Source organism: Microbacterium alcoholitolerans, from assembly GCF_050408615.1.
GTDB lineage: Bacteria > Actinomycetota > Actinomycetes > Actinomycetales > Microbacteriaceae > Microbacterium.
The window spans coordinates 2479381-2502082 of the sequence record NZ_JBNTKD010000001.1 but is presented as its reverse complement, the minus strand read 5'-3'; the positions used below and the strand labels follow the sequence as shown (position 1 = coordinate 2502082).

19 protein-coding genes are annotated in these 22702 nt (G+C 69.6%); 8 read left to right on the top strand and 11 right to left on the bottom strand.

The window, feature by feature from the left end; translation table 11 throughout:
• Window positions 1-75 precede the first annotated feature (75 nt).
• Window positions 76-3516, bottom strand: coding sequence for a bifunctional proline dehydrogenase/L-glutamate gamma-semialdehyde dehydrogenase (locus ACQUSX_RS11970; protein ID WP_428907142.1), 3441 nt, complete (start codon window positions 3514-3516; stop codon window positions 76-78).
• An 82-nt stretch (window positions 3517-3598) separates the two neighbouring features.
• Between ACQUSX_RS11970 and ACQUSX_RS11965 the strand changes: the two genes are divergently transcribed.
• Complete coding sequence (locus ACQUSX_RS11965; protein ID WP_428929972.1) at window positions 3599-4537, top strand: LLM class flavin-dependent oxidoreductase; 939 nt, start codon at window positions 3599-3601, stop codon at window positions 4535-4537.
• A gap of 108 nt (window positions 4538-4645) precedes the next feature.
• On the opposite strand, the gene fgd is transcribed toward ACQUSX_RS11965, so the two are convergent.
• From fgd to ACQUSX_RS11925, 8 genes are all read right to left on the bottom strand, one after another.
• Window positions 4646-5674: a glucose-6-phosphate dehydrogenase (coenzyme-F420) gene (gene fgd, locus ACQUSX_RS11960; RefSeq protein WP_428907140.1), complete on the bottom strand. Its 1029-nt coding sequence runs from the start codon at window positions 5672-5674 to the stop codon at window positions 4646-4648.
• A complete protein-coding gene (gene cofE, locus ACQUSX_RS11955) occupies window positions 5674-6483 on the bottom strand; it encodes a coenzyme F420-0:L-glutamate ligase (protein WP_428907139.1) in 810 nt (269 codons plus the stop codon). Before cofE ends, fgd begins: the two co-directional genes overlap by 1 nt.
• Window positions 6484-6492: 9 nt before the next feature.
• Window positions 6493-7482, bottom strand: a complete 990-nt coding sequence (locus tag ACQUSX_RS11950) for a TIGR03557 family F420-dependent LLM class oxidoreductase (protein ID WP_428907138.1) — start codon at window positions 7480-7482, stop codon at window positions 6493-6495.
• 178 nt (window positions 7483-7660) lie between these two features.
• Window positions 7661-8551 (bottom strand): LysR family transcriptional regulator, encoded by an 891-nt coding sequence (locus tag ACQUSX_RS11945; protein WP_428907137.1) that lies wholly within the window; start codon window positions 8549-8551, stop codon window positions 7661-7663.
• 15 nt (window positions 8552-8566) lie between these two features.
• Entirely contained in the window at window positions 8567-9673 is a 1107-nt protein-coding gene (locus tag ACQUSX_RS11940) for a DNA-methyltransferase (RefSeq protein ID WP_428907136.1), read from the bottom strand.
• Window positions 9652-10701, bottom strand: coding sequence for a lipoate-protein ligase LplAB (gene lplAB / locus ACQUSX_RS11935; RefSeq protein ID WP_428907135.1), 1050 nt, complete (start codon window positions 10699-10701; stop codon window positions 9652-9654). Before lplAB ends, ACQUSX_RS11940 begins: the two co-directional genes overlap by 22 nt.
• A 22-nt stretch (window positions 10702-10723) precedes the next feature.
• Window positions 10724-11587, bottom strand: coding sequence for an alpha/beta fold hydrolase (locus ACQUSX_RS11930; RefSeq protein WP_428907134.1), 864 nt, complete (start codon window positions 11585-11587; stop codon window positions 10724-10726).
• 48 nt (window positions 11588-11635) lie between these two features.
• Window positions 11636-12370 (bottom strand): copper homeostasis protein CutC, encoded by a 735-nt coding sequence (locus ACQUSX_RS11925; protein ID WP_428907133.1) that lies wholly within the window; start codon window positions 12368-12370, stop codon window positions 11636-11638.
• A 97-nt stretch (window positions 12371-12467) separates the two neighbouring features.
• Here ACQUSX_RS11925 and ACQUSX_RS11920 point away from each other — a divergent pair, with 97 nt between their 5' ends.
• The 7 genes from ACQUSX_RS11920 to ACQUSX_RS11890 all read left to right on the top strand — a co-directional run bounded on the left by ACQUSX_RS11920 (window position 12468) and on the right by ACQUSX_RS11890 (window position 20441).
• Window positions 12468-12899: a MarR family winged helix-turn-helix transcriptional regulator gene (locus tag ACQUSX_RS11920; protein WP_428907132.1), complete on the top strand. Its 432-nt coding sequence runs from the start codon at window positions 12468-12470 to the stop codon at window positions 12897-12899.
• A gap of 5 nt (window positions 12900-12904) precedes the next feature.
• On the top strand, window positions 12905-14236 hold the full coding sequence (locus tag ACQUSX_RS11915) for an MFS transporter (protein ID WP_428907636.1): 1332 nt from the start codon (window positions 12905-12907) through the stop codon (window positions 14234-14236).
• A 3-nt stretch (window positions 14237-14239) separates the two neighbouring features.
• The gene (locus ACQUSX_RS11910) at window positions 14240-15439 is read left to right on the top strand and encodes a multidrug effflux MFS transporter (protein WP_428907131.1); all 1200 of its coding nucleotides are present in this window, start codon (window positions 14240-14242) and stop codon (window positions 15437-15439) included.
• Window positions 15440-15552: 113 nt separating this feature from the next.
• Complete coding sequence (locus ACQUSX_RS11905) at window positions 15553-16569, top strand: ABC transporter ATP-binding protein (protein WP_428907130.1); 1017 nt, start codon at window positions 15553-15555, stop codon at window positions 16567-16569.
• The gene (locus tag ACQUSX_RS11900; protein WP_428907129.1) at window positions 16566-18170 is read left to right on the top strand and encodes an ABC transporter permease; all 1605 of its coding nucleotides are present in this window, start codon (window positions 16566-16568) and stop codon (window positions 18168-18170) included. The genes ACQUSX_RS11905 and ACQUSX_RS11900 overlap by 4 nt, the downstream gene beginning before the upstream one ends.
• 82 nt (window positions 18171-18252) lie before the next feature.
• Complete coding sequence (locus tag ACQUSX_RS11895) at window positions 18253-18534, top strand: hypothetical protein (RefSeq protein ID WP_428907128.1); 282 nt, start codon at window positions 18253-18255, stop codon at window positions 18532-18534.
• A 53-nt stretch (window positions 18535-18587) separates the two neighbouring features.
• Window positions 18588-20441: a BCCT family transporter gene (locus ACQUSX_RS11890; RefSeq protein ID WP_428907127.1), complete on the top strand. Its 1854-nt coding sequence runs from the start codon at window positions 18588-18590 to the stop codon at window positions 20439-20441.
• 79 nt (window positions 20442-20520) lie between these two features.
• On the opposite strand, the gene rocD is transcribed toward ACQUSX_RS11890, so the two are convergent.
• The gene (gene rocD, locus ACQUSX_RS11885; RefSeq protein WP_428907126.1) at window positions 20521-21738 is read right to left on the bottom strand and encodes an ornithine--oxo-acid transaminase; all 1218 of its coding nucleotides are present in this window, start codon (window positions 21736-21738) and stop codon (window positions 20521-20523) included.
• Window position 21739: 1 nt separating this feature from the next.
• Entirely contained in the window at window positions 21740-22609 is an 870-nt protein-coding gene (gene ddaH / locus ACQUSX_RS11880) for a dimethylargininase (protein WP_428907635.1), read from the bottom strand.
• Window positions 22610-22702 lie beyond the last annotated feature (93 nt).

Below are 22702 nucleotides of genomic sequence, written 5' to 3'. Positions count from 1 at the left end.
AGATCTCCACCTGTTCTCACCGGATCGCCTGTTCTGGAACGGCGCCGAGGACGCGCTGACTCAGCGCACGGGTTCTCAGCGCACAGGGGCGAGCACCGGGATCTCGTAGCGGTGCGGGGTGCCGAAGCGGTGCGCGGTGACCGAGACGGCCTGCTCGCGCAGGAACGTCAGCAGTTCGACGCGACCCGCCGCGACCACGGGGTTCGCGTAGATCGCCAGGCTCGGCGAGCCGTCGACGGCGGATGCCGTGGCACTGGCATCCGTTCCGATCAGGCGCACCCGGCCGCCGGCTGCCGCCAGGCGACGTGCGTGCACGGCCCAGGCGTCTGCGGCTTCGGTCACGACGACGACATCCTGCGAACCCAGCCACGTGACGATCGGCGTCGGCAGCGGTGCAGCCGTGCTCACGGTCACGCGGGAGCCGGCGCGCACACCGGCGGCGGCGACGCGGATGAGCTCGGCGACGCGGTCGCCCTCGAAGCGGATCGCGGCGGGAATCGCCTGGTAGCGCAGCGCATTCTGCTCGGTGGTGAGGCCCGTGGCATCCCGGACGATGCCGAACTCATCGGCCCACGCGTCGATGTCGGTCGCCAGCGCACCGCGCAGCCAGGCTGCGTCGTCGCCGTCGACGAGCTTCACGGCCGACTCGGCCAGGGCGTCCGGCGCGGTATCGGAGTGCACCGGGGCGTCCATCCACTCCGACAGGCCGACGAGGTAGTTCGGACCGCCGGCCTTGGATCCGGCGCCGACGGCGGCCTTCTTCCAGCCGCCGAACGGCTGGCGCTGCACGATCGCGCCGGTGGTGCCGCGGTTGACGTACACGTTGCCGGCCTCGATACGCGAGAGCCACAGCTGGATCTCGTCCTCATCGAGCGAATGCAGACCCGAGGTCAGGCCGTATTCGATGGCGTTGACGATGTCGATGGCCTCGTCCAGCGTCTCGGCGGTCATCACGCCCAGCACCGGTCCGAAGTACTCCACCAGGTGGAACTCGCTGCCGGGCTCGACACCCTCACGGATGCCCGGGCGCCAGAGCTTGCCGGTCTCATCGAGCTTCTTCGGCTCGAGCATCCACGACTGGCCGGGGTGCAGCTCGGTCAGGGCGCTCAGCAGCTTGCCCTCGGCCGGTCCGATGAGGGGACCGATGCGCGTCGAGCCGACGCTCGGGTCGCCGACCTCGTAAGCGCTGACCGCGTCGAGCAGCTGGCGGCGGAACCGCTCGGACTTCGCGACCGAGCCGACGAGCACGACGAGGGATGCGGCGGAGCACTTCTGTCCGGCATGGCCGAACGCCGAGTACACGACGTCCTTGGCGGCGAGGTCGAGGTCGGCCGACGGCGTGACGATCAGGGCGTTCTTGCCGCTGGTCTCGGCGAGCAGGGGCAGGTCGGCGCGGAAGCCCCGGAACAACTCGGCCGTCTCGAACCCGCCGGTGAGAATGACGCGGCCCACGGCCGGGTCGCTGACGAGCTTCGTGCCCAGTTCGCGTCCGTCGAGCTGCACGTACTGCAGCACGTCGCGCGGCACGCCGGCCTCCCACAGCGCCTCGATCATGACGGCGCCGGAGCGGCGTGCCTGGCGTGCGGGCTTGATGATCACCGGCGAGCCGGTGGCGAGGGCCGACAGCACGGAGCCGGCGGGAATCGCGACCGGGAAGTTCCACGGCGGGGTGACGACGGTGAGCCCGACCGGCTGCATGGTCGCACCGTCGATGTCGGCGAGCTTCTTGGCGCTCTCGGCGTAGTAGTGCGCGAAGTCGATCGCCTCGGAGACCTCGGGGTCACCCTGCTCGATGACCTTGCCGGCCTCGGAGCCCATCACCTCGAGCAGCTCGGCGCGGCGCGCTTCGAGCACGTCACCGGCGCGGTGCAGGATCTCGGCGCGGCCGGCGGCGCCCAGCGCGCGCCACGCCTCGCCGGCGGCGACGGCGGTCGCGATGCGCTCGTCGACCTGACCGGTGGTGCTGAGCGTGTTCGCGGCGACGGTGTCGTCGCCGAGCGTCGATCCCTGCATGCGGGCGCGGATGCCGTCGGCCCACGCGCGGTTGGCCGCCAGCGACGGGTCGGTGTCGGGGGTGTTCGCGAAGCCGTCCACAGCCGCCGCGGCGGCGGGCCGGCTGCGGTTCTGAGTGCGGTTCGGCCCGGGCACCTCGGTGGGCATCGAGGCGACGGATGCCAGGAAGCGCTGCTTCTCGCGCTCGAACAGCTTCGGGTCCGAGTCGAGGTCGAACACTGCCGACATGAAGTTCTCCTGGCTCGCGCCCTCTTCGAGGCGGCGGATCAGGTACGCGATCGCGACGTCGAACTCGTCCGGGTGCACGACCGGCGTGTACAGCAGCAGCGAGCCGACGGTGCGCTTGACGACCTCGGCCTGGGCAGATGCCATGCCGAGGAGCATCTCGAACTCGATGCCCTGCGTGGCGCCGCGCTTCTCGGCGAGCAGCCAGGCCAGGGCGATGTCGAACAGGTTGTGGCCGGCGACCCCGATGCGCACGTTCTTCACACGCTCAGCGGTGAGCGAGTAGTCCAGGACGGCCTTGTACGAGGCATCCGACTCCTGCTTGGTCGACCAGGTCGCCAGCTCCCAGCCGTGGGCTTCGGCGTCGACGGTCTCCATGGGCAGGTTGGCGCCCTTCACGACGCGCACCTTGATCGGGGCGCCGCCCTCGGCGACGCGGGCCGCCGCCCACTCCTGCAGTCGGATCATCGCGCCGAGTGCGTCGGGCAGGTAGGCCTGCAGCACGATGCCGGCCTCGACGTTCTTGAACTCGGGGCGATCGAGGATGCCCGTGAAGACCGCGATCGTGAGGTCGAGGTCCTTGTACTCCTCCATGTCGAGGTTGATGAAGGTGCCGTTGGACTCTGCGACCTCGTACAGCGGGTGCAGCGCCTGGATGGCATCGGCGACGGCCTCGTCGAAGGCCCAGGGGCTGTGCGGTGCGACGGTGGACGACACCTTGATCGAGACGTAGTCGACGTCGTCGCGCTCGAGCAGGCGACGGGTGCCGGCCAGTCGGCGCTCGGCCTCTTCCTTGCCGAGGATCGCCTCACCGAGCAGGTTGACGTTCAGGCGGACGTTCTCGGCAGAGCGGATGCGGCGGATCGCCGACTTCAGCTGCGCGTCGCGCGCATCGACGATCAGGTGACGCACCATGCTGCGCAGCACGCGCCGGCTGATGGGCACGACGATGCCGGGCAGTATCGGCGCGAACGCGCCACCGAGGGCAATGGCGCCGCGCAGCGGTGCGGGCAGGAACTTCGGGGTGAGCGGCACGATGTCGCGGAGGTTGCGAGCGGCGACCTTCGTGTCCTCCGGCCGCACGACGCCGTCGACGAAGCCGACGGTGAAGTCCAGCCCGTTCTCGTCACGGAGGACTCCGGCGAGACGCTGCGCGGCAGCATCCACGGGAACATCGCGGCTTTCGATCAGCCACTGGCGCACGAGCGCGACGGCGTCGTCGGCGAGCGCTGCCAGGTCGGCTGAGGTGTCGGATGCAGGGAGCACAGGGGTGGTCATGCTCTCAGGATGACCGGTTCCACTCATAAAGAAAAGCGATCATTCGCGATGATCACCATTCGATTTTTGTGATGCTTGGGCAGTGGGAAGCTTCTATGCCGTCACGGCGTTATCAGGCATCATGACGGACTATGGTCACGACCTGCTCTTCGGCACCTTCATCACTCCGACGAACCGGGTGCCACAGCACGCGGTGCAGCTGGCACAGGCATCCGAAGCAGCGGGGCTCGACCTGGCGACGTTTCAGGACCACCCCTACCAGCCGGCGTTCCTCGACACGTGGACGCTGCTGAGCTACGTGGCCGCGAAGACCACCCACATACGCCTGTCGGGCAATGTGATCAACCTGCCGCTGCGAGGACCGGCCGTACTGGCCCGTGCCGTCGCCAGCCTCGATCTGCTGAGCGGCGGGCGCGTGGAGCTGGGTCTTGGCGCCGGCGGATTCTGGGACCCGATCGTCGCAATGGGCGGCAAGCGCCTCACTGCCGGCGAGTCGGTCACGGCCCTGGAGGAGGGCATCGACATCATCTGCGGCATCTGGGACGCCGATAACACCGAGCGGCTCGTCGTCGACGGCAAGCACCACAAGGTCGTCGGCGCGAAGCGCGGCCCAGCTCCGGCACACGCCGTCGGCATCTGGCTGGGCGCGCTGAAGCCGCGGATGCTGCGGCTGATCGGACGCAAGGCCGACGGCTGGCTGCCGTCGATGAGCTATATGAAGAGCCTCGACGAGATCACCGAGTCGAACGCGCGCATCGACGACGCGGCGGCGACGACCGGCCGTGACCCCAGCGAGATCCGGCGTCTGGTGAACATCAACGGCCGCTTCGCCGCCGAGACGAATCCGCAGCTGCTCATGGGACCGCCAGCCCAGTGGGCCGAGCAACTCGCCGTGCTGACGCTGGAGTACGGCATGAGCGGCTTCATCCTCGCCGGCGACGACCCGAACGCCATCGCCGTGTACGGCCAGGAGGTCGCCCCCGCCACCCGTGCGCTTGTCGCCGCCGAGCGCGGCGCCTGAGCTCGCCGACACCCCCAGTACTCGCCCACACCCCTGCGTATCGGCGCCCGCACGTGGGGGTGTCGACGGGAGGTGGGGGTGTCGGCGAGGCGGAGGGGAGGGCGAGCGTCAGGCCCCGGGCGCCTCGAGCGCTCGCAGCCTCGGTGCGAGGTCCCGCTCGAAGAGTGTCATGAAGCGCTCCTGATCATCGCCGGGGGCATGGAAGACGAGGTGGTTGAAGCCCCAGTCGACGTACTCCTTGACCTGCGCGACGACCGCATCCGGGTCGGTGCCGACGATCCACCGCTTCGCGACCTGCTCGATCGGCAGCGCATCCGCCGCCTGCTCCATCTCGATCGGGTCGGTGATGTCGTGCTTCTGCTCCTTCGACAGCGACAACGGCGCCCAGAACCTGGTGTTCTCCAGCGCCACCTCCTCCGTCTCCTCATACGAGATCTTGATCTCGATCATCCGATCGATCTGCTCGAAGGAGCGCCCGGACGCCGCCAGTCCCTCCTTCACCGCCGGGACCAGCTTGTCCTCATACAGCTCCCGGCCCTTGCCGGAAGTGCAGATGAACCCATCGCCCGCACGCCCGGCATACTTCGCCACCATCGGCCCACCCGCGGCGATGTACACCGGGATGCCGCCATAGGGCACGTCGTAGATCGACGCGTCATGGGTGGAGTAGTACTCCCCCTCGAACGAGACCCGATCGCCCTTCCACAGCGCCCGCATCAGCCGCACCGCCTCCCGCAGCCGGGCGAACCGCTCACGGAACTCCGGCCATTCCTGCTCCCCCGCACCCCGGAACCCTGTCGCGATCTCATTGAGCGCCTCGCCGGTGCCGACACCCAGGAACACCCGATCCGGGTTCAGCATCCCCAGCGTCGCGAACGCCTGCGCGATCACCGCCGGGTTGTACCGGAACGTCGGCGTCATCACACTCGTCCCGATCCGGATCCGCGACGTCCGCTCCCCCACGGCCGCCGCCCACGCGATCGAGAACGGCGCATGCCCGCCGGTGTACCGCCACGGCTGAAAATGATCGCTCACCGCCACCGACTCGAACCCATGACCCTCCGCCGCGACAGCGATCTCGACCAGCTCCCGCGGACCGAACTGCTCCGCAGACGCCTTGTAACCCAGCTTCAGCATCAGAACTCCTCCTCGGCGCGCGCCAATGCACGTGCATCCGTCGAACTGCGACCATCTTCGAAACCCGCCCGGTACGCCTCATCGGCGCCGACGCGGAACATGTCCTTCGCCGAGTCGCGCACGATGCTCGCGGCCCCCGGCAGATCCAGCGCGCCGACGACGCGGCCCATTCCGCGGACCACCGCGACCGGGCATCCGCTCAGCTTCCCCTTGACGAGGTCCCCCGCGGCGGCGAGCTCATCGGCGATGCACGGCAGCGTGACGATCAGCGGACGCCCGGCGCTGTCGACCTCGCCGGCGAGCCTGTCGAACACGTGCACCCCGGCCGCTCCGATCGCGACGTCGGTCTGACCCTCGCGCCAGGGGCGGCCGAGGGTGTCGCTGATGATGATGCCGATCTCGGCGCCGGTGGCGGTGCGCAGCGCGCGGGCCAGGTCGCGCGCACTGGCATCCGGATCCAGCGGCAGCAGCAGCACCGTGCCGGATGCCGTGTTCGAGGCGTCCACCCCGGCCGCGGCCCCCACGATGCCGAGCCGATTCTGCACGATCCGTGTGACGCCGCCGTCGGCGCGCGGCCGGGTGGCGACGACGCGCACGGTCTCGGCGGCGATCGCCGCTTCGCGGTCTTCAGCCTGCACGATGCGTCCCTCGGCCTTCGAGACGATCTTCGAGGTGACGACGAGCACGTCACCGTCCTCGAGCGATTCATCCTGCAGCGCAGGGTCCCTCAGCGCGCCGAGAATGAGCTCCGCGAGGTCGTCGCCCGGCTGCACCTCACCGATTCCGGGCAGGGCCCAGACCGTCATCATCTGCATCCGTCACTCCAGGTCCGGCGCGATCTCGCGCGCGTAGGTCTCGATCCAGGCATCCTGCTCGCGCCCGACGTTCTGCGCATGCACGGTGTCGAAGCCGAGCGCGAACAGCGCGCGCAGGTGAGCGGCGTGCACGGCCGGGTCGGCGCTCACCGGGATGCGCTCGCGCAGGTCGTCGGGCATGACCGCGCGGGCGAGCTGCGCGACGTCGAACGGCGAGCGGATGTCACCGCGCGGAAAGCGCAGACCGGCCATCGGCCAGTCGCGAAGAGCGTTCGCGATCGCCTCGTCGTCCGTCGGCGCCCACGACAGCTGCGCATGGACGCTCGCCCGCCCCGGAGCGTGGCCGCCCTCGCGCGCGCCGTCGCGGAACGCGCGCAGCAGCGCCTGCATGCGCTCGGGAGCTGCAGCCTGCACGACGATTCCGTATCCCTCGCGACCCGCGCGGCGGGCGCTCATCGGGCCGCCGGCCCACAGCTGCACGCCGGGCGGCTTGGCGGGCATGGTCCACAGCCGCGAGGTCTCGAGGCGGTGGTGCGCACCCGCGTGGCGCACATCGCTGCCCTTGACCGATCCCGTGAAGAGCTTGCGGACGATCTCGGCCGATTCGAAAAGCCGCGCTGCGCGCTCATGCGCCTCGGGCCAGTAGCCGCCGGCGACATGCTCATCGATTGCGTCGCCGGCCGAGAGCAGCAGCCGGTGCCGGCCGGGGTGGAGCGCGGCGAGCGTCGCGCTCGCCTGGGCGACGGATGCCGGATGCTGGCGGTATCCCGGCACGGCCGAGACAGTCAGCGCTCCGGCGGTCTGCTGCCCGATCGCGCCGATGATCGTCCAGGCGAACGATGCCTGCCCCTGCTGCGGCAGCCACGGCTGGAAGCGGTCGAACACGACGGTGCCGGCGAACCCGCTCGCGTCGGCAGCGGCGGCCACCCGAACGGCGTCGGCCGGGGCGTGCTGCTCGAGCGCAGCGACGAAGTGCACCTCTCGGCTGCTCATCCGCTCCCCTTCCGTCTCCTCTCACACGCTATCGACCGCAGCGGTACGGATGCAGGCAGAAATGCACGAATGGCGGCGGATTCGGTCCGGATTCGCCGACATCCGTGTTCGACGCCGACATCTGTACCCCGGACGGCGGACGAATCGCGCGCGGAGCGGATGCGGATCAGTGCCGGGGTTATGGTGCCACGCGACGGTGCGAGGCGAAGGCCTCGGCGAGCGCGTCGCGGACGAGCGTGACGCTCTCGGTGCGGCCGGCGGTGCGCACGGCGGTGAACACCTCGCGCACCGGTGAGCCCGGCAGCGGGGCCAGAGTCATGCCGCTGGGCTCGTCACCCCAGATGAGGTCGGGCAGCATCCCGACGGCGTGCCCTGCGGTGATCAGCCGGATGTGCGCGGTGAGGTCATCGGCCTCGAAGCGCACGTCCGGCTCGAAGCCGGCCGCGCGACACTGCTGCACGGCCCATTGCCGGGCGGCGGTGCCGGCCGGCTCCATCACCCAGGCCCGATCGGCGAGGGATGCCAGTGGCGCCGGCGCCTCGGCGGGAGACATCACGATGCGGATCGGATCCTCACCGAGCAGACGATGCTGCACGCCGGTGTGCAGTTCGCGGGTGTGCCCGGGATACTGTTCGGCGATGACGAGGTCGAAGCGTCTGGCCGACAGCTCGAACAGGCTCTCCTCGGGTGCGAGTTCGGCGAGCTCGACGCGCAGCTGAGGGGCCCGCTCGGCCAGCAGCGTGAGGGCAGCGGGAACGATCGTCTCGGCCGCGGTCGGCATGGCCGCCAGCCGCACCGGCTCCAGCGCTCCGGGTGCCGCGAGCTCGGCCCGCGCGGCCTCATCGAGTTCGAGTGCGCGGGCGGCGTGCTCGGCCAGCATCCGCCCCTCCGGCGTCAGCCGAACGCGGCGACCGTCCGGCTCGAGCAGGGCGACCCCGGCTTCGCGCTCCAGCAGCGCGAGCTGCTGCGACACGGTCGACGGGCTGAACGATAGAGAGGCCGCCACCTCGGCGATCGTTCCGCGCAGTGACAGCTCATGCAGCAGGCGCAGGCGACGCAGCTCGAACACGTGCCCATCCTACTTTCACCCGCGTTGAACCTCGGCGTGCGGCATCCGCTCGCGCATCACTCTGATGGCGTCGGGATTGTCGTCGACGAGGACGGCATCGCGGCCGAGTGAGGATGCCACGGCCCCGGTCGTGCCGGAGCCGGCGAACAGGTCGAGCACGCGGTCGCCGGGACGACTGGATGCCTGCACGATGCGCCGCAGGATGCCCTCGGGCTTCTGCGTCGGGTATCCGGTCTTCTCGCGACCGGTCGTCGGCACGATGGTGTGCCACCACACGTCGGTGGGCAGCTTGCCGCGGGCGGCCTTCTCTGGCGTGACGAGTCCCGGCGCCATGTACGGCTCGCGGTCGACGGCCTCGGAGTCGAACCAGTACTCCCGCGGGTTCTTGACGTACACCAGGATCGTGTCGTGCTTGGTCGGCCAGCGGCTGCGCGATTTGGCGCCGTAGTCGTACGCCCAGATCAGCTCGTTCAGGAAGCAGTCGCGCCCGAACACGGCATCGAGCATCACCTTGGCGTAGTGCGCCTCGCGGTAGTCGAGGTGCAGGTAGAGCGTGCCGTCATCGGCGAGCAGCCGCCAGGCCTCCTCCAGCCGCGGCATGAGGAAGTCGCCGTAGTCGTCGAAGCGGTCGTCGTAGGTGCGCAGCATGCCGCGCACCCGCTCGTACGCGTGACCGTGGAATCCGTGCCGGATCTCCTTTGCCGGGACGACCGCCGCGGCGGCATCTGCCGCGGCGGCATCCGCATCCGCCCCGCCAGAACTCCGGAGAAACGTCCCCGAATCGGCGGCTTCGCCCGCTGCGGCCTCCGCCGCCGCAGATTTCTCCGGAGTTGTGGCGAGCCGGCGGGCGGTGACGACCTGCCGCTCCTGCGCGCGGCCGGTGTTGAACGGCGGGTCGAGGTAGATCAGCGTGAAGGAGCTGGATGCCAGCGTCGCCGCAACCTCGAGGTTGTCGCCCTGGATGATCGTGACGCGGCCGGGCGCTTCGCGCGGAGATGTGCGCTTGCCGCGGACAGATTCCGGGGATTCGCCCGCGGCAGGCGTACTATCCCGCGCGACGGGCGCGCTCGCGATCACCCCGGCCACCGCCCCCGGATCACTCACGGCACGCGCTGCAGCCACGCATCGGTGGCGAACTTCGAGTCCACGAGCGCTTCGGCTGCTTCGTACTCGTCGGGTGTGATCGTGCCGTCCTCGGCACCGGTGAGGGCGCGGAAGGTGTCTTTGAAGCGCTCGATGATCTCGCTGCGCTCCATTCCGGTCTGGGTGCGCAGCGGGTCGACGCGCTTGGCCGCCGACACCGTGCCCTTGTCGCTGAGCTTCTCACGGCCGATGCGCAGCACCTCGGTCATCGTCTTGCCGTCGATGTCGTACGAGATGGTGGCGTGATGCAGCACTCCGCCGTTGGCCAGGCGCTTCTGTGCGGCGCCGCCGATCTTGCCGGTGGGCGAGGCGATGTCGTTGAGCGGCTGGTACGTCGCATCGATGCCGATCGAGCGCAGCGCCTGCAGCACCCAGTCGTCGAGGAAGGCATACGAGTCGGCGAAGGTCATGCCCTGCACGAGGGATGCCGGCACGTACAGCGAGTAGGTGATGATCTGCCCCGCAGCCATCATCATCGCCCCACCACCAGAGATGCGGCGCACGACGTCGAAGCCGTGACGAGCCGCCCCCTCCGGGTCGACCTCGTTGCGGTACGACTGGAACGAGCCGATCACGACGGCCGATTCGTCCCACTCCCAGATGCGCAGGGTCGGACGGCGACGGCCTTCGCCGACGCGAGCGGTGAGCACCTCGTCGAGGGCGAGGTTCAGCCGCGGTGAGACCGCCTTCTCGTGCACGATCTCCCAGTCGAAGTCGCGCCAGCCGGGAGCCGTGACCAGGGCGCGGCGGACGACCGTGCCGACCGCTTCGGGCGAGAAGCCGAGCAGCTGGGCGCCTTCGGGCAGGGCTGCGCGCACGGCCGCGGCGATCGTGGTGGAGTCGGCCTCGACGGGCATGCCCTCGACGGCGGCGTTGATCGCCTCGAGCGCTGTGTCCGGCTCGAGGAAGAAGTCCCCAGCGAGGCGGAAGTCGCGGATCAGACCGTCTTCCACCTCGAGGTCGACGACGACGAGCTTGCCACCAGGAACCTTGTACTCACCATGCACGTGACCAGCTTAAGCCGCAGCGTCAGCCCCGTGCCGGGATCCGTGCGTCCAGCCACGCCAGCAGGTCGGCGCGCACCGCATCGGCCTGCACCTCGTTGAAGATCTCGTGCCGGGCATCCGGGTAGACGAGCGTGGTGACATCGGTGAGACTCGAGCGGCTGCGGTACGCGTCGGCGAGCTTGTGCACGCTGCGCGGACCGCCGACGGGGTCGTCGCGCCCGACCATCAGCAGCACGGGCACGCTGTGACCCAGATCGCGCTTCGGCCGACCGTACAGGCGCGCCGCCTCGATCGGCCCGAACAGCTTCAGCAGCGGCACCTCGGTGGTCAGCGGATCATCGCGGAACGCCTGCCACACGGCCTGATCACGCGAGAGCCACTCCAGGCCGTGAGCCTCGGGCCCTTTCCAGCGCGCGTTCAGCGGCGCGGCGTTCAGATGCGTCGGAGTGAGGTAGGCCGAACCGCTGAGCACGACGGCGTCGTACGCCTCCGGATGCTGGTTCAGCAGCTTCTGCGACAGGAAGGAGCCCCAGGAGTGGCCGATCAGCACCAGCGGCAGATCCGGATGCTCGGCGCGGATGATCCCGGTGAGCTGCCAGCACGCCGCCACCGCGGCGTGAAGCCCGCCCTTGCCGAGCTGCCCGAGCTTCTCGGGGCCGCCGTGCTGTCGGATGCCCGTGCGCCCGTGCCCGCGATGATCGTCGGCGTACACGTGGAATCCGTCGCGGGTCAGGGCCTCGATGACGGCTTCGTAGCGTCCGGCGTGCTCACCCACTCCGTGCAGCAGCTGCACCGCTCCGCGTGGCACACCCTCGGCCTCGTACACGTCGTACACGATCGCGATGCCGTAGGCGTCGACGAACTCCGCTGTTCTGCTGGCGACCATGGGCCGAGTCTACGAGGGATGGCGGTCGCCGGGGCAACCGGTGTGGGCTCAGGCGGGCACGAGCGCCGCGACGACGGCGAGCGCTGCGTCGCGGTCGGTGACCTCGTAGCCGCCGACGCCGTCGCTGGCGGAGCCCATCCGCACTGTGCCGGCCGACACGACGGAGCGCTTGGCCGAGAAGTGGACGGCGTCGACGCCGGTCGCGGCGATGGCTGAGACGTCGGATGCTGTGATGCCGCTTCCCGCCATGACCTCGATCCCGCCGGCGGCCTCGGCCACGAGAGCGCGCAGCACGTCAAGGCCTTCGATCGCCCGCGAGGCACCGCCGGAACTCAGCACCCGCGTCACGCCGAGGTCGCGCGCCAGCCGCAGCGAGCTGACCGGATCCGGGGTGACGTCGATCACCCGGTGCAAGGTGACCGGAGCACCCTCGGCGGCATCCAGCAGCCGCGCGAGGCCGTCACGGTCGAGCGTGCCGTCGGCGCCCTGGCATCCGATCACCACGCCCTGCGCGCCGGCGGCGAGCAGGTGCCGCACGTCACGCGCCATCAGCGCGATCTCGTCGTCGCTGTACTGGAAGTCGCCGGCGCGCGGGCGGACGATCGCGTGCACCTCGGGGCCGTCATCCCCTGCCGCGGCGCGGGTGAGCTCGACGGTCGCCTGCGACGGCGTGAGCCCGCCGAGCGCGAGCGCCTGCGTCAGCTCGACGCGTGCCGCCCCCGCCTCCTGCGCGATGCGCATACCTGCGGGATCCTGGACGGCGAGTTCGAGCGCGAGAGGCATGAAAACGATTTTCGCATTCTCACCTCACGCGTCAAGATTCGCGGGCTTTATTTTCATCGAGCCCGCCACCGAAAAGCTTAGTTAGACTATCTAAGTAATGACTGACGATATCGCCGACACCGCATCCGAACTCCGCTACGCCGTCTTCCGACTGACCCGCCGCCTGCGCGGCGTCCGCGCGGTCGACACGCTGAGTGATGCGCAGCTCGCCGCCCTCGGCGCCCTGCGCGTGCACGGACGGCACACGCTCTCACGGCTCGCGGAACACGAACGCGTGACCGCGCCGACGATGACGGCGACCGTCAACGGACTCGCCGAGCTCGGTCTCGTGGTGCGGATCCCCGACGAGGACGACCGTCGCCGGGTGCACGTCGAGATCACCGAACAGGGAGAGGACGTCGTCGCGGAGACCATCCGGCGTCGCGACGAACGGCTGGCCGACATGATCAGCGAGGTCGACATCGACGCCGATGACCTCGCGGTGCTGCGCCAGGCCGCAGCCCTGCTGCGGAAGGTGGCCGAAGCATGAGCGCCATGTTCAGGTCGTTCCGCAACTTCAACTACCGCACGTGGTTCCTCGGCGGCATCATCTCGAACATCGGCGGCTGGATGCAGGCGACCGCCCAGGACTGGGTGGTGCTCACCGAGCTGACCGACAACGACGCGACCGCGATGGGCGTCACGATGGCGCTGCAGTTCGGCCCTCCCCTGGTGCTGGTGAGCCTCACCGGCTGGGTCGCCGACCGGTTCGATCGCCGCAAGGTGCTGCTGGTCACCCAGAGCACGCTGATGCTGCTCGCCCTGGGAATCGCCGCCCTCCTGCTGACCGGCGTGATGACCCTGCCGCTGATGTTCTGCTTCGCGGCCGCCTTCGGCGTCGCGAACGCCTTCGACGCCCCTGCTCGTCAGGCCTTCGTCTCCGACATGGTGAGCCTGGAAGACACTTCGAACGCGGTCGCGCTCAACTCGGCCGCCTTCAACATGGCTCGCCTGGTCGGTCCCGCGGTCGGTGGCATCCTGATCGTCCTGCTCGGCTCGGGCTGGGTGTTCGTGGCGAATGCCGTGACCTTCCTGGCGATGATCGTCGCCCTGCTCTTGATGCGCATCCACGAGCTCAGGCCCCGCCTGAAGGACCGGAGCACCGGAGGCCTCGGCGAGGGGTTCCGCTACGTGTGGGGGCGCCCCGACCTCGTCGTGGTGTTCGTGATGGTGTTCCTGATCGGCGCGTTCGGCATGAACTTCCCGATCTTCGCCTCGACGATGGCGCTGGAGTTCGGCAAGGACGCGGACGGCTACGGGCTGCTCAGTTCGGTGCTCGCGATCGGCTCGCTCGCCGGAGCGCTGCTCGCCGCACGACGCGACCGGGCCCGCGTGCGCGTGCTGGTGCTCGCCGCGGGTGGCTTCGGAGTGGCATCCGTCGTCTCGGCCGCGATGCCCACCTACGTGAGTTACGCCATCGTGCTGGTCTTCGTCGGGTTCTCGACGGTGTCGATGCTCACCACCGCGAACGGATACGTGCAGACGACGACGGATGCTGCGCTGCGCGGCCGGGTCCTGGCGCTGTACATGGCGGTGATCATGGGCTCGACGCCGATCGGCGCCCCGATCGCCGGGTGGATCGTCGACGCCTTCTCGGCACGGACGGCGATCGTCGTGGGCGGCATCGCCGGCATCGTCGCGTTCGGGATCGGGGCCGCGTGGATGCTGTGGTCCGGTCGACTGCATCGCAGCGAAGGCGCCAGGTTCCGCCTGACGCTCGATGAGACCCGACCGGTGTCGGTCGTGCGCGCGATGGATCCCGAGTCGTTCGACGATCGCGTGACCGCGACCTCGCCGATCCGCCTGCCGCGCAAGAAGAAGGACTGAGACGTGCGGCGTCATCCGCGGTCGCTGATCCTGGCGCTCGGCGCGCTCACCGCCTTCGGCCCGATCTCGCTCGACGTCTACCTGCCGTCACTGCCCCAGCTGGGCACCGACCTCGGGGCATCCGAGTCGCTCACGCAGTTCACGATGAGCGCCTGCATGATCGGACTGGCGCTGGGGCAGCTGCTGTGGGGACCGATCAGCGATCGGTACGGACGTCGGATGCCCCTCATCCTGGCGATCTCGGGATTCGCGATCACCTCGGTGCTGTGCGCGTTCGCACCCACCATCGAGGCGCTGATCGGCATCCGCATCGTGCAGGGCCTGTGCGGCGCGGCGGGGATGGTGATCGCCCGTGCGGTCGTGCACGATCTGTTCTCGGGGGCCGAGGCGATCGCCGCGTATTCGACGCTGGCCGCGGTGATGGGCGCGGCGCCCGTGCTCGCACCTCTCGTCGGCGGCGCGATCGCGACGTTCTCGGACTGGCGAGGGGTGTTCATCGCCCTGGCGGTGATCGGGCTGCTGCTGCTTGCGGTGGCGGTGTTCGGCGTCCCTGAGACGCTCAGCGCGCAGGGACGGACGACCGGCGGGATCGTCAACGACTTCCGGGGCGTGGTCTCGGCGCTGCGCAACCGCTCGTTCATGCTCACCGCGGTCACGCTCGGCGCCGCATCGATCGCGCTGTTCTCGTACCTGCAGATGTCGCCGTTCGTGCTGCAGCAGCAGTACGGGCTGAGCGCGCAGGGCTTCGCGGTCGTGTTCGCGGTGAACTCCGTCGGCATCATGGCCGCCGCGAATCTGAACCGTCGGCTGGCACGTCGGATGCCCGGCGCTGCACTCGTGCGATGGTCGCTCTCCATCGGCACGGCGGTGGCTGTCGCGGTGCTCGTCGCCGGGATGCTGGAGTCCGCACTGCCGTGGCTGCTGGTGCCGCTGTTCGTGGCGATCAGCACGCACGGTGTGAACAATCCGTCGCTCACCGCGATCGCGCTCGGACGGGTGACGCGCAGCGCGGGCTCGGCATCCGCCGTGCTCGGCACGCTGTCGATGATGCTGGGCGCATTCGTCCCGCCGCTGGTCTCGATGTTCGGCGTCTCGGCCGCGGTCCTCGGCGCGACGATGCTCGGCGCCTTCGCCGTCGCGCTCGCGCTCACCCTTGCAACCCCGCGCCCCGGCGTCTCGCGGCCCCCGACCGCTCCGGTATGAGCTTCGGTCACCCGGACTGCGATCAGGCGACCGAAGCTCATACCGGAGCAGCGGGCTCGTGCGCCCGGCGAGCGCTGTTCCCAAACGCGCCGAACGGGCGTACCGTCACGCGCATGAGCGCTATCGTCAGCACACGCGGTCTGACCAAGGCCTACGGACGCGTGCACGCCCTCGACGGTCTGGATCTCGAGGTGCGTGCCGGGCACGTGCACGGCTTCCTGGGGCCGAACGGCGCCGGCAAGTCGACCGCCATCCGGATCCTGCTGGGTCTGGCCCGCGCCTCCGGCGGCGAAGTCCACGTCTTCGACGAGGACCCATGGCGCGCGGCATCCGCTCTGCATCGACGCATCGCCTATGTTCCCGGAGATGTCAGCGTCTGGCCGAACCTCTCGGGCGGCGAGGCGATCGACCTGCTCGCGAGCCTCCGCGGCGCCGACACGAAGGATTCGGCGTACCGCTCCGAGAAGCAGCGCCTTCTGGACGCGTTCCAGCTCGACCCGCGCAAGAAGGGCCGCGCGTATTCGAAGGGCAACCGGCAGAAGGTCGCGCTGGTCGCCGCATTCGCGGTGCCCGCCGAGCTGTACATCCTCGACGAGCCGACCAGCGGGCTGGACCCGCTGATGGAGGTGATGTTCCGCCGCGAGATCGCGCGAGTGCGCGCGGCGGATGCGACCGTGCTGCTGTCCAGTCACATCATGAGCGAGGTCGAACAGCTCTGCGATCGCGTCTCGATCATCCGCAGCGGCCGGATCGTCGAGACGGGGACGCTGGCCGAGCTGCGACACCTCACCCGCACCGAGATCTCGTTCGACGCCGCGTCCGACGATGCCCTGAGCGGGATCGCCGACGCCCACGACGGCGCCGTTCACGACGACCGCGCGCGATTCACGGTGGACAGCGACCGCGTCGCCTTCGTGCTGCCGGAGCTGGCACGACGCTCCGTCGAGGGCCTGCGGATCGAGCCGCCGTCTCTGGAGGAGCTCTTCCTTCGGCACTACGGCGACGACTTGGCAGCAGTCGAGAACGGCGGGAACGTCGAGAACGGCGAGGCAGCCGAGCGGAGCGGAGCGTCCGCGGCATCACGCGCGGCCACGCGCCGCCAGCGGAGGGAAGACGAGGCCCGGGGATGATCCCACTGCTGCGCCTGCGACTGCGGCGCGACCGTGTGCAGCTGCCGTTGTGGATCCTCGGCACCGCAGCCCTGGCCGCGGCGTCCGTCGGCGGTGTCGCCGAATCGTTCGCGACCGAAGCGGATCGCAAGGTGCTGCTGGCCACGGTGATGGCCAATCCGGTCATCCTGATGTTTCGCGGACTGCCATCCGGCGCCGGCGAGGCGCAGATGGCACTGTTCCTCATCCTCCCGTTCCTGGCGATGCTCGCCGCGTTCATGAGCACCTTGCTCGCCGTGCGGCACACTCGCACGGAGGAGGAGCAGGGCAGGGCCGAACTGATCTCGGCCACCCCCGCCGCGCGGGTGACGCCGCTGACCGCCACGACCGTGCACGGCGTCGTCGCGAACGCCGTGCTCGGGCTTCTGGTCGCCGTCGTCTACATCGGCTCCGGCTATCCGGCCGCCGGCTCGTGGACATCGGGGCTCGCGACCGCATCCGTCGGACTGTGCTTTCTGGGCGTCGGGCTGCTCTCCGCGCAGCTGATGCGCACCTCGCGCGGTGCGAACTCGCTGGCGGTCTGGATCCTGGTCGCGAGCTTCGTGGTGAGCGGGCTCGGCAATGCGCTGGGCACACCGAGCGATGACCTCACACGGATGGAGAGCGGCCGGCTCGCCTGGCTGTCGCCGTTCGGCTGGGCGGAGAACACCCGCCCCTTCGCCGACGATGCGGCGTGGCCGGCTCTGCTCGGAATCGCCGTGGGCGCCGCGCTGGCAGCGGCGGCGTTTGCCGTGCAGTCGGTGCGCGACCTCGGCGAGAGCGTCGTGCCGCAGCGGCACGGACGCGCCTGGGCTCCGGCATCCCTCAGCTCGCCGACGGGTCTGGTGTGGCGGCTGACATCGGGGTCCGTGCTGGGATGGGCGATCGGGGGCTTTCTGACCGGACTGCTCGCGACGAGCCTCGCGGCCGTCGTGAACGAGATCGGCACGAGGATCGATGCCGTGCAGAGGATCTTCGAGGCGATGTCGCAGCAGGGCGGTCTCGAGTCGGGGATGGTCGTGATCTTCTACATGCTCGCCGGCGTGCTGGCGGCCTGCGCGGGCGTGCAGTCCGTATGCCGCGCGCGTCAGGAAGAAGTGCACGGCACCGCCGAGCCCGTGCTCGCCGGCGCCGTTGATCGGGTGCGCTGGCTTGCCGGATACCTGCTCATCGCGTTCATCGCCGTGGTGCTCACGATCACCGCGGCGATCGCGGGGTCGGCGCTGGGAGCGCTGGGCAGCGACATGTCGCTGCTGCAGGATGCCGTCGTCGCCGGCATAGGGCAGGGCATCGCCGCGTGCGTGTTCCTCGCGCTCACGGCACTGGTGTTCGTGCTGACGCCACGTGCGACGATCGTCGCCGGATGGATGCTGGTGCTCCTCGCCCTGCTCATCGGCCTGTTCGGTCCGCTGTTCTCGCTGCCGGAGTGGCTGACGACTCTTTCGCCGTCCGCGCAGACGCCCGTGCTCGACGCCGACGGTGTCGATGTCAAGGGTGCGTGGTGGCTGGCTGCCGCCGCGGTGGCCGGCAGCGTGGCATCCCTCGCCCTGATGCGCCGTCGCGAACTGCGCCCGGCGGCCTGACACCGACCTCCGCTCATCGAGTGGACGCGCGCGACCTGTCAAGGGTGTGTCGCGGTGTCCGGATGCTGACTAGCTTGCCTGCATGAGCGATCACGATCACCGCAGCGAACAGCCGGATCCCGCGACCACCCAGGCACCGCACGTGCCGGGGCAGAGCCCGGGCGGCAGCGGTCTGCCGCGGCAGCGGGATGCCAAGCTGCCGACGGCGCCCGGCTCCGATGAGGACGAGAAGAAGTCGGCTCCTCCCGGCGAGGAGGACGCACCGCTCGGTGGCTCGGAGGTCACCGAAGACGAGTTGACCGCTGACACCGAGGTGGAACGGGACGCTCTGAAGTCGCTCGACCCCGACGACACGCCCGCGTGAACACGGGTGCTCTGCCTCTGTCGCCCGCCGCGCCTGCTGGATAACGTGGGTTCATGAGCGGATCGCGATCGACGACGAAGACCTCTGCCGACAAGCGCGAGCCTCAGGTGCTGCGCTGGGTGTTCTGGCCCGCCGCGGTGATCGTCATCGCGTTCGTCGTGTTCACCTTGCTGTTTCCGCAGGTCGCCGAGGCGGCGTTCCAGGCGGTGCAGACCTCGATCGTCAACGCGTTCAACTGGTACTACGTGCTGATTGCGGCGTTCTTCGTGGCGTTCGCACTGTTCCTCGGGTTCAGCCGGTTCGGTGACATCAAACTCGGCCGTGACGATGAGGAGCCCGAGTTCTCGCTGATGAGCTGGTTCTCGCTGCTGTTCGCGGCTGGCATGGGCATCGGTCTCGTCTTCTACGGCGTCAGCGAGCCGCTCAGCCACTTCGCGAACCCGCGGCCAGGCGTCACCGGCACCCCGGAGCAGCTCGCGCAGGCGGCCCTCGGCCAGACGTACCTGCACTGGGGAGTGCACGCCTGGTCGATCTACGTCGTCATCGGTCTGGCGCTCGCCTATGCGATCCACCGCCGGCGCCGCCCGGTCTCGATCCGCTGGACCCTCGAGCCGCTGCTCGGCAAGCGCGTGGAAGGCGGCTGGGGCCACACGATCGACGTGATCGCCCTGGTGGGCACTCTGTTCGGCGTCGCGACGTCACTCGGTCTCGGCGTGCTGCAGATGAGCTCGGGACTGCACTCGGCAGGTTTCGCCGACCCCGATGAGACGACCCAGGTGATCCTGATCCTCGTGATCTCGGTGTTCGTGCTGATGTCCGTGCTCTCCGGCGTCACGAAGGGCATGAAATGGCTGTCGAACATCAACCTCGTGCTCGCCGGGCTGCTGGTGCTGTACCTGCTGGCAGTGGGTCCGACCGAGTTCCTGCTGCGTGACTTCGTGCAGTCGATCGGCTACTACGTGCAGAACTTCATCGGCCTGTCGTTCAACGTCAGCGCCTTCCAGGGCGAAGCCGGTGAGCAGTGGCAGGCCGGCTGGACGTCGTTCTACTGGGGCTGGTGGATCTCATGGGCGCCGTTCGTCGGCATCTTCATCGCCCGGGTGTCGAAAGGACGCACGGTGCGGGAGTTCGTGATCGGCGTCATTCTCGTGCCCACCCTGCTGGGCATCCTGTGGTTCGCGGTGCTCGGCGGGTCGGCGCTGTCGATGGAGCTTGCGAACCCCGGCACGCTCACCGGACCGAACGGCGAGGTCGACCTGCAGGGCGCGCTGTTCGCGATGCTGCAGCACGTGCCTGGTGCGTCCATCGTGAGCATCGGCGCGATCCTGCTGCTCGCGATCTTCTTCATCACTTCCGCCGACTCCGGCGCGCTGGTGATGGGCATGATCGCGACCGGCGGCAAGCCCGAGCCGCGCCGGTGGATCCGCACCTTCTTCGTGGCGGCGACCGCGCTGCTGGCCATCGCGCTGCTGCTCGCCGGCGGGCTCACCGCCCTGCAGACGGCGGCGATCACGATCGCCCTGCCGTTCAGCGTGGTGATGCTGCTGATCTGCTGGTCGACCGTAGTGGCCTTCACGCGCGAGCGGCGCGCGTACGCGAAGGCCGAGCGCGCGGCGTTCATCGACCGGATCGGCGACTACTACGGCCTCGAGGTCGAGGCGCACGACGCGAACGGCGTGCTGGGTTCGCAGCCGCGCTGGATGCGGCGGATCCAGCGGCGCTTCGGGCTTCCCGTGGCTCCAACGGACCCGATCCGCATCACGCCGTCGGCGCTGACGGTCGAGAGCCACGGCGATGCGTCGCCGTCGACGCTCGACATCGACGGTCTGGTCGACGAGGACGATCTGTCGGGGATGGACGACCCCGACGTGCAGGCGCAGGAATCGGGCCCGTTCCTCAAGGACTGAGCTTTCTGGGGTCAGTTTCTGCGGGCTTCGCCCGTGCGAAGGGCGCATTTTCTGGCCCCTCGTGGGTGGGTGGTCGCGTCTAATCCGCCAGTGCGAGCCGCAGCTGTTCGACGGCCCAGTCGAGTTCGGTGGCGCGGATCACCAGGGGCGGCGCGATGCGGATGGTCTGACCGTGGGTGTCCTTCACGAGCACGCCGCGTTCGCGGAGCCGCTCGGCGATTTGACGACCCGTGCCGACGGCGGGGTCGATGTCGACGCCGGCCCAGAGCCCCGCGATGCGCACGTCGCTCACGCCGTTGCCGAGCAGCGGCTGAAGGGCGGATGCCAGGTGCGCGCCGAGCTGCCGCGCGCGCTCCTGGAACTCCCCGCTCTCCAGCAGTTCGACGACCCGCAGCCCGACTGCCGCTGCCAGCGGGTTTCCGCCGAAGGTCGAGCCGTGCTCGCCAGGGCGGATGACACCGAGGACGTCGCGGTCGCCGACCACGGCCGAGACGGGCAGGATGCCACCGCCGAGCGCCTTGCCCAGTAGGTACAGATCGGGGACGACGCCCTCGCGATCGCAGGCGAACGTCTCACCGACGCGGCCGAGCCCGGACTGGATCTCATCGGCGATGAACAGCACGTTCCGCTCGTCGCAGATCTCGCGGATTCGGCGCAGGTACCCCTCGGGCGGGATGATCACGCCGGCCTCGCCCTGGATCGGCTCGATCAGCACTGCGGCGGTCTCGTCCGTGATCGCGGCGGCGATGGCATCCGCGTCTCCGTACGGCACCGTGTCGAAACCGGGCGTGTACGGGCCGAAGTCGTCACGCGCCTGCGCGTCGTCGCTGAAGCTGACGATCGTCGTGGTGCGACCGTGGAAGTTTCCGGCAGCGACGATGACGCGCGCCTTGCCCGCGGGGATGCCCTTGACGCGGTAGCCCCAGGCGCGAGCCACCTTGATGCCGGTCTCGACGGCCTCGGCGCCGGTGTTCATCGGCAGCACGAGGTCTTTGCCGCACAGCTCGGCGAGCGCCGCGGCGAACGGCTCGAGCCGGTCGTTCATGAACGCACGGCTGGTGAGCGCGACCCGCTCGAGCTGGGTGGTCAGCGCCTCGACGATCGCCGGATGCCGGTGGCCGAAGTTCACGGCCGAGTAGGCGGCCAGCAGATCCAGGTAGCGGCGGCCGTCGGCATCCGTCATCCACACGCCCTGCGCCTCGGCGACGACGACCGGCAGCGGAGCGTAGTTCTCGGCGACGTGTACTTCGTCTCGCTTCGCTCGATCAGCAACCGCGTACGTCTTGGTGCCGTTCATGTCAGGCGCCGCGCAGCTCGAGGGTGCAGCACTTGATGCCGCCGCCGCCGAGCAGCAGCTCGGAGAGGTCGACGGTGAGCGGGTTGTAGCCGCGCTCACGCAGCTGCTTCTCGAAGCCCTTCGCGCGCGGCGAGATGATGACGTTGTAGCCGTCGCTGGCGGAGTTCAGGCCGAAGACGGCGCCGTCCTCGTCGGAGACCAGGATCGCGTCGGGAAAGCGCTCCTCGAGGATTGCGCGGCTGGCCTCGTCGAAGGCGCCGGGCAGGTAGGCGATGTTGGCGCGCTCGGGACCGCCGTTCTCCACGCCCTGCACGGGGTCGAGCACGGTGAGCGCGGTGTCGAGGTGGTAGAAGCGCGGGTCGACGAGCGTGAGGGTGACGACCTCGCGATCGAACACCTCGCGCACCTCGTGGTGGCTGTCGCCCGCGGAGCGGAATCCGGTGCCGGCAAGGATCACGTCGCCAGCGAGCAGGAAATCGCCCTCGCCCTCGTTGACCTCGCGGGGCATGACGGTGTCGAAGCCGTTGGCGCGGAACCAGTCGGCGAACGCGGGCGCCTCGCCCTGACGCTGCTCGAAGTAGAACTCGGGCACGTACGCGCGGCCGTCGATGACGAAGCCGCCATTGGCGGTGTAGACCATGTCGGGGTAGTCGGCCAGGGGCTCGATGAGCTCGACCTCGTGGCCCAGCTCGAGGTACACGTCGTGCAGTTGCTGCCACTGCGCGACGGCCTTAGCGGTGTCGGTCGGCTTCGCCGGCTCCATCCACGGGTTGATCTTGTAGTTGACCGTGAAGTGCTCCGGTCGGCACATCAGATAGCGGCGGCGGTGGGCGACACGGGCGGGTGCGGCGACGGTGGTCGTCTCAGGCATGGACATGGATGCTCCTCGGAGAAGGTGCGGCGGACGCTGTCCAGGGGCCCGGCGGAAGTTCGACCCGCGACGCTGACGGGGAAGATGCACGTG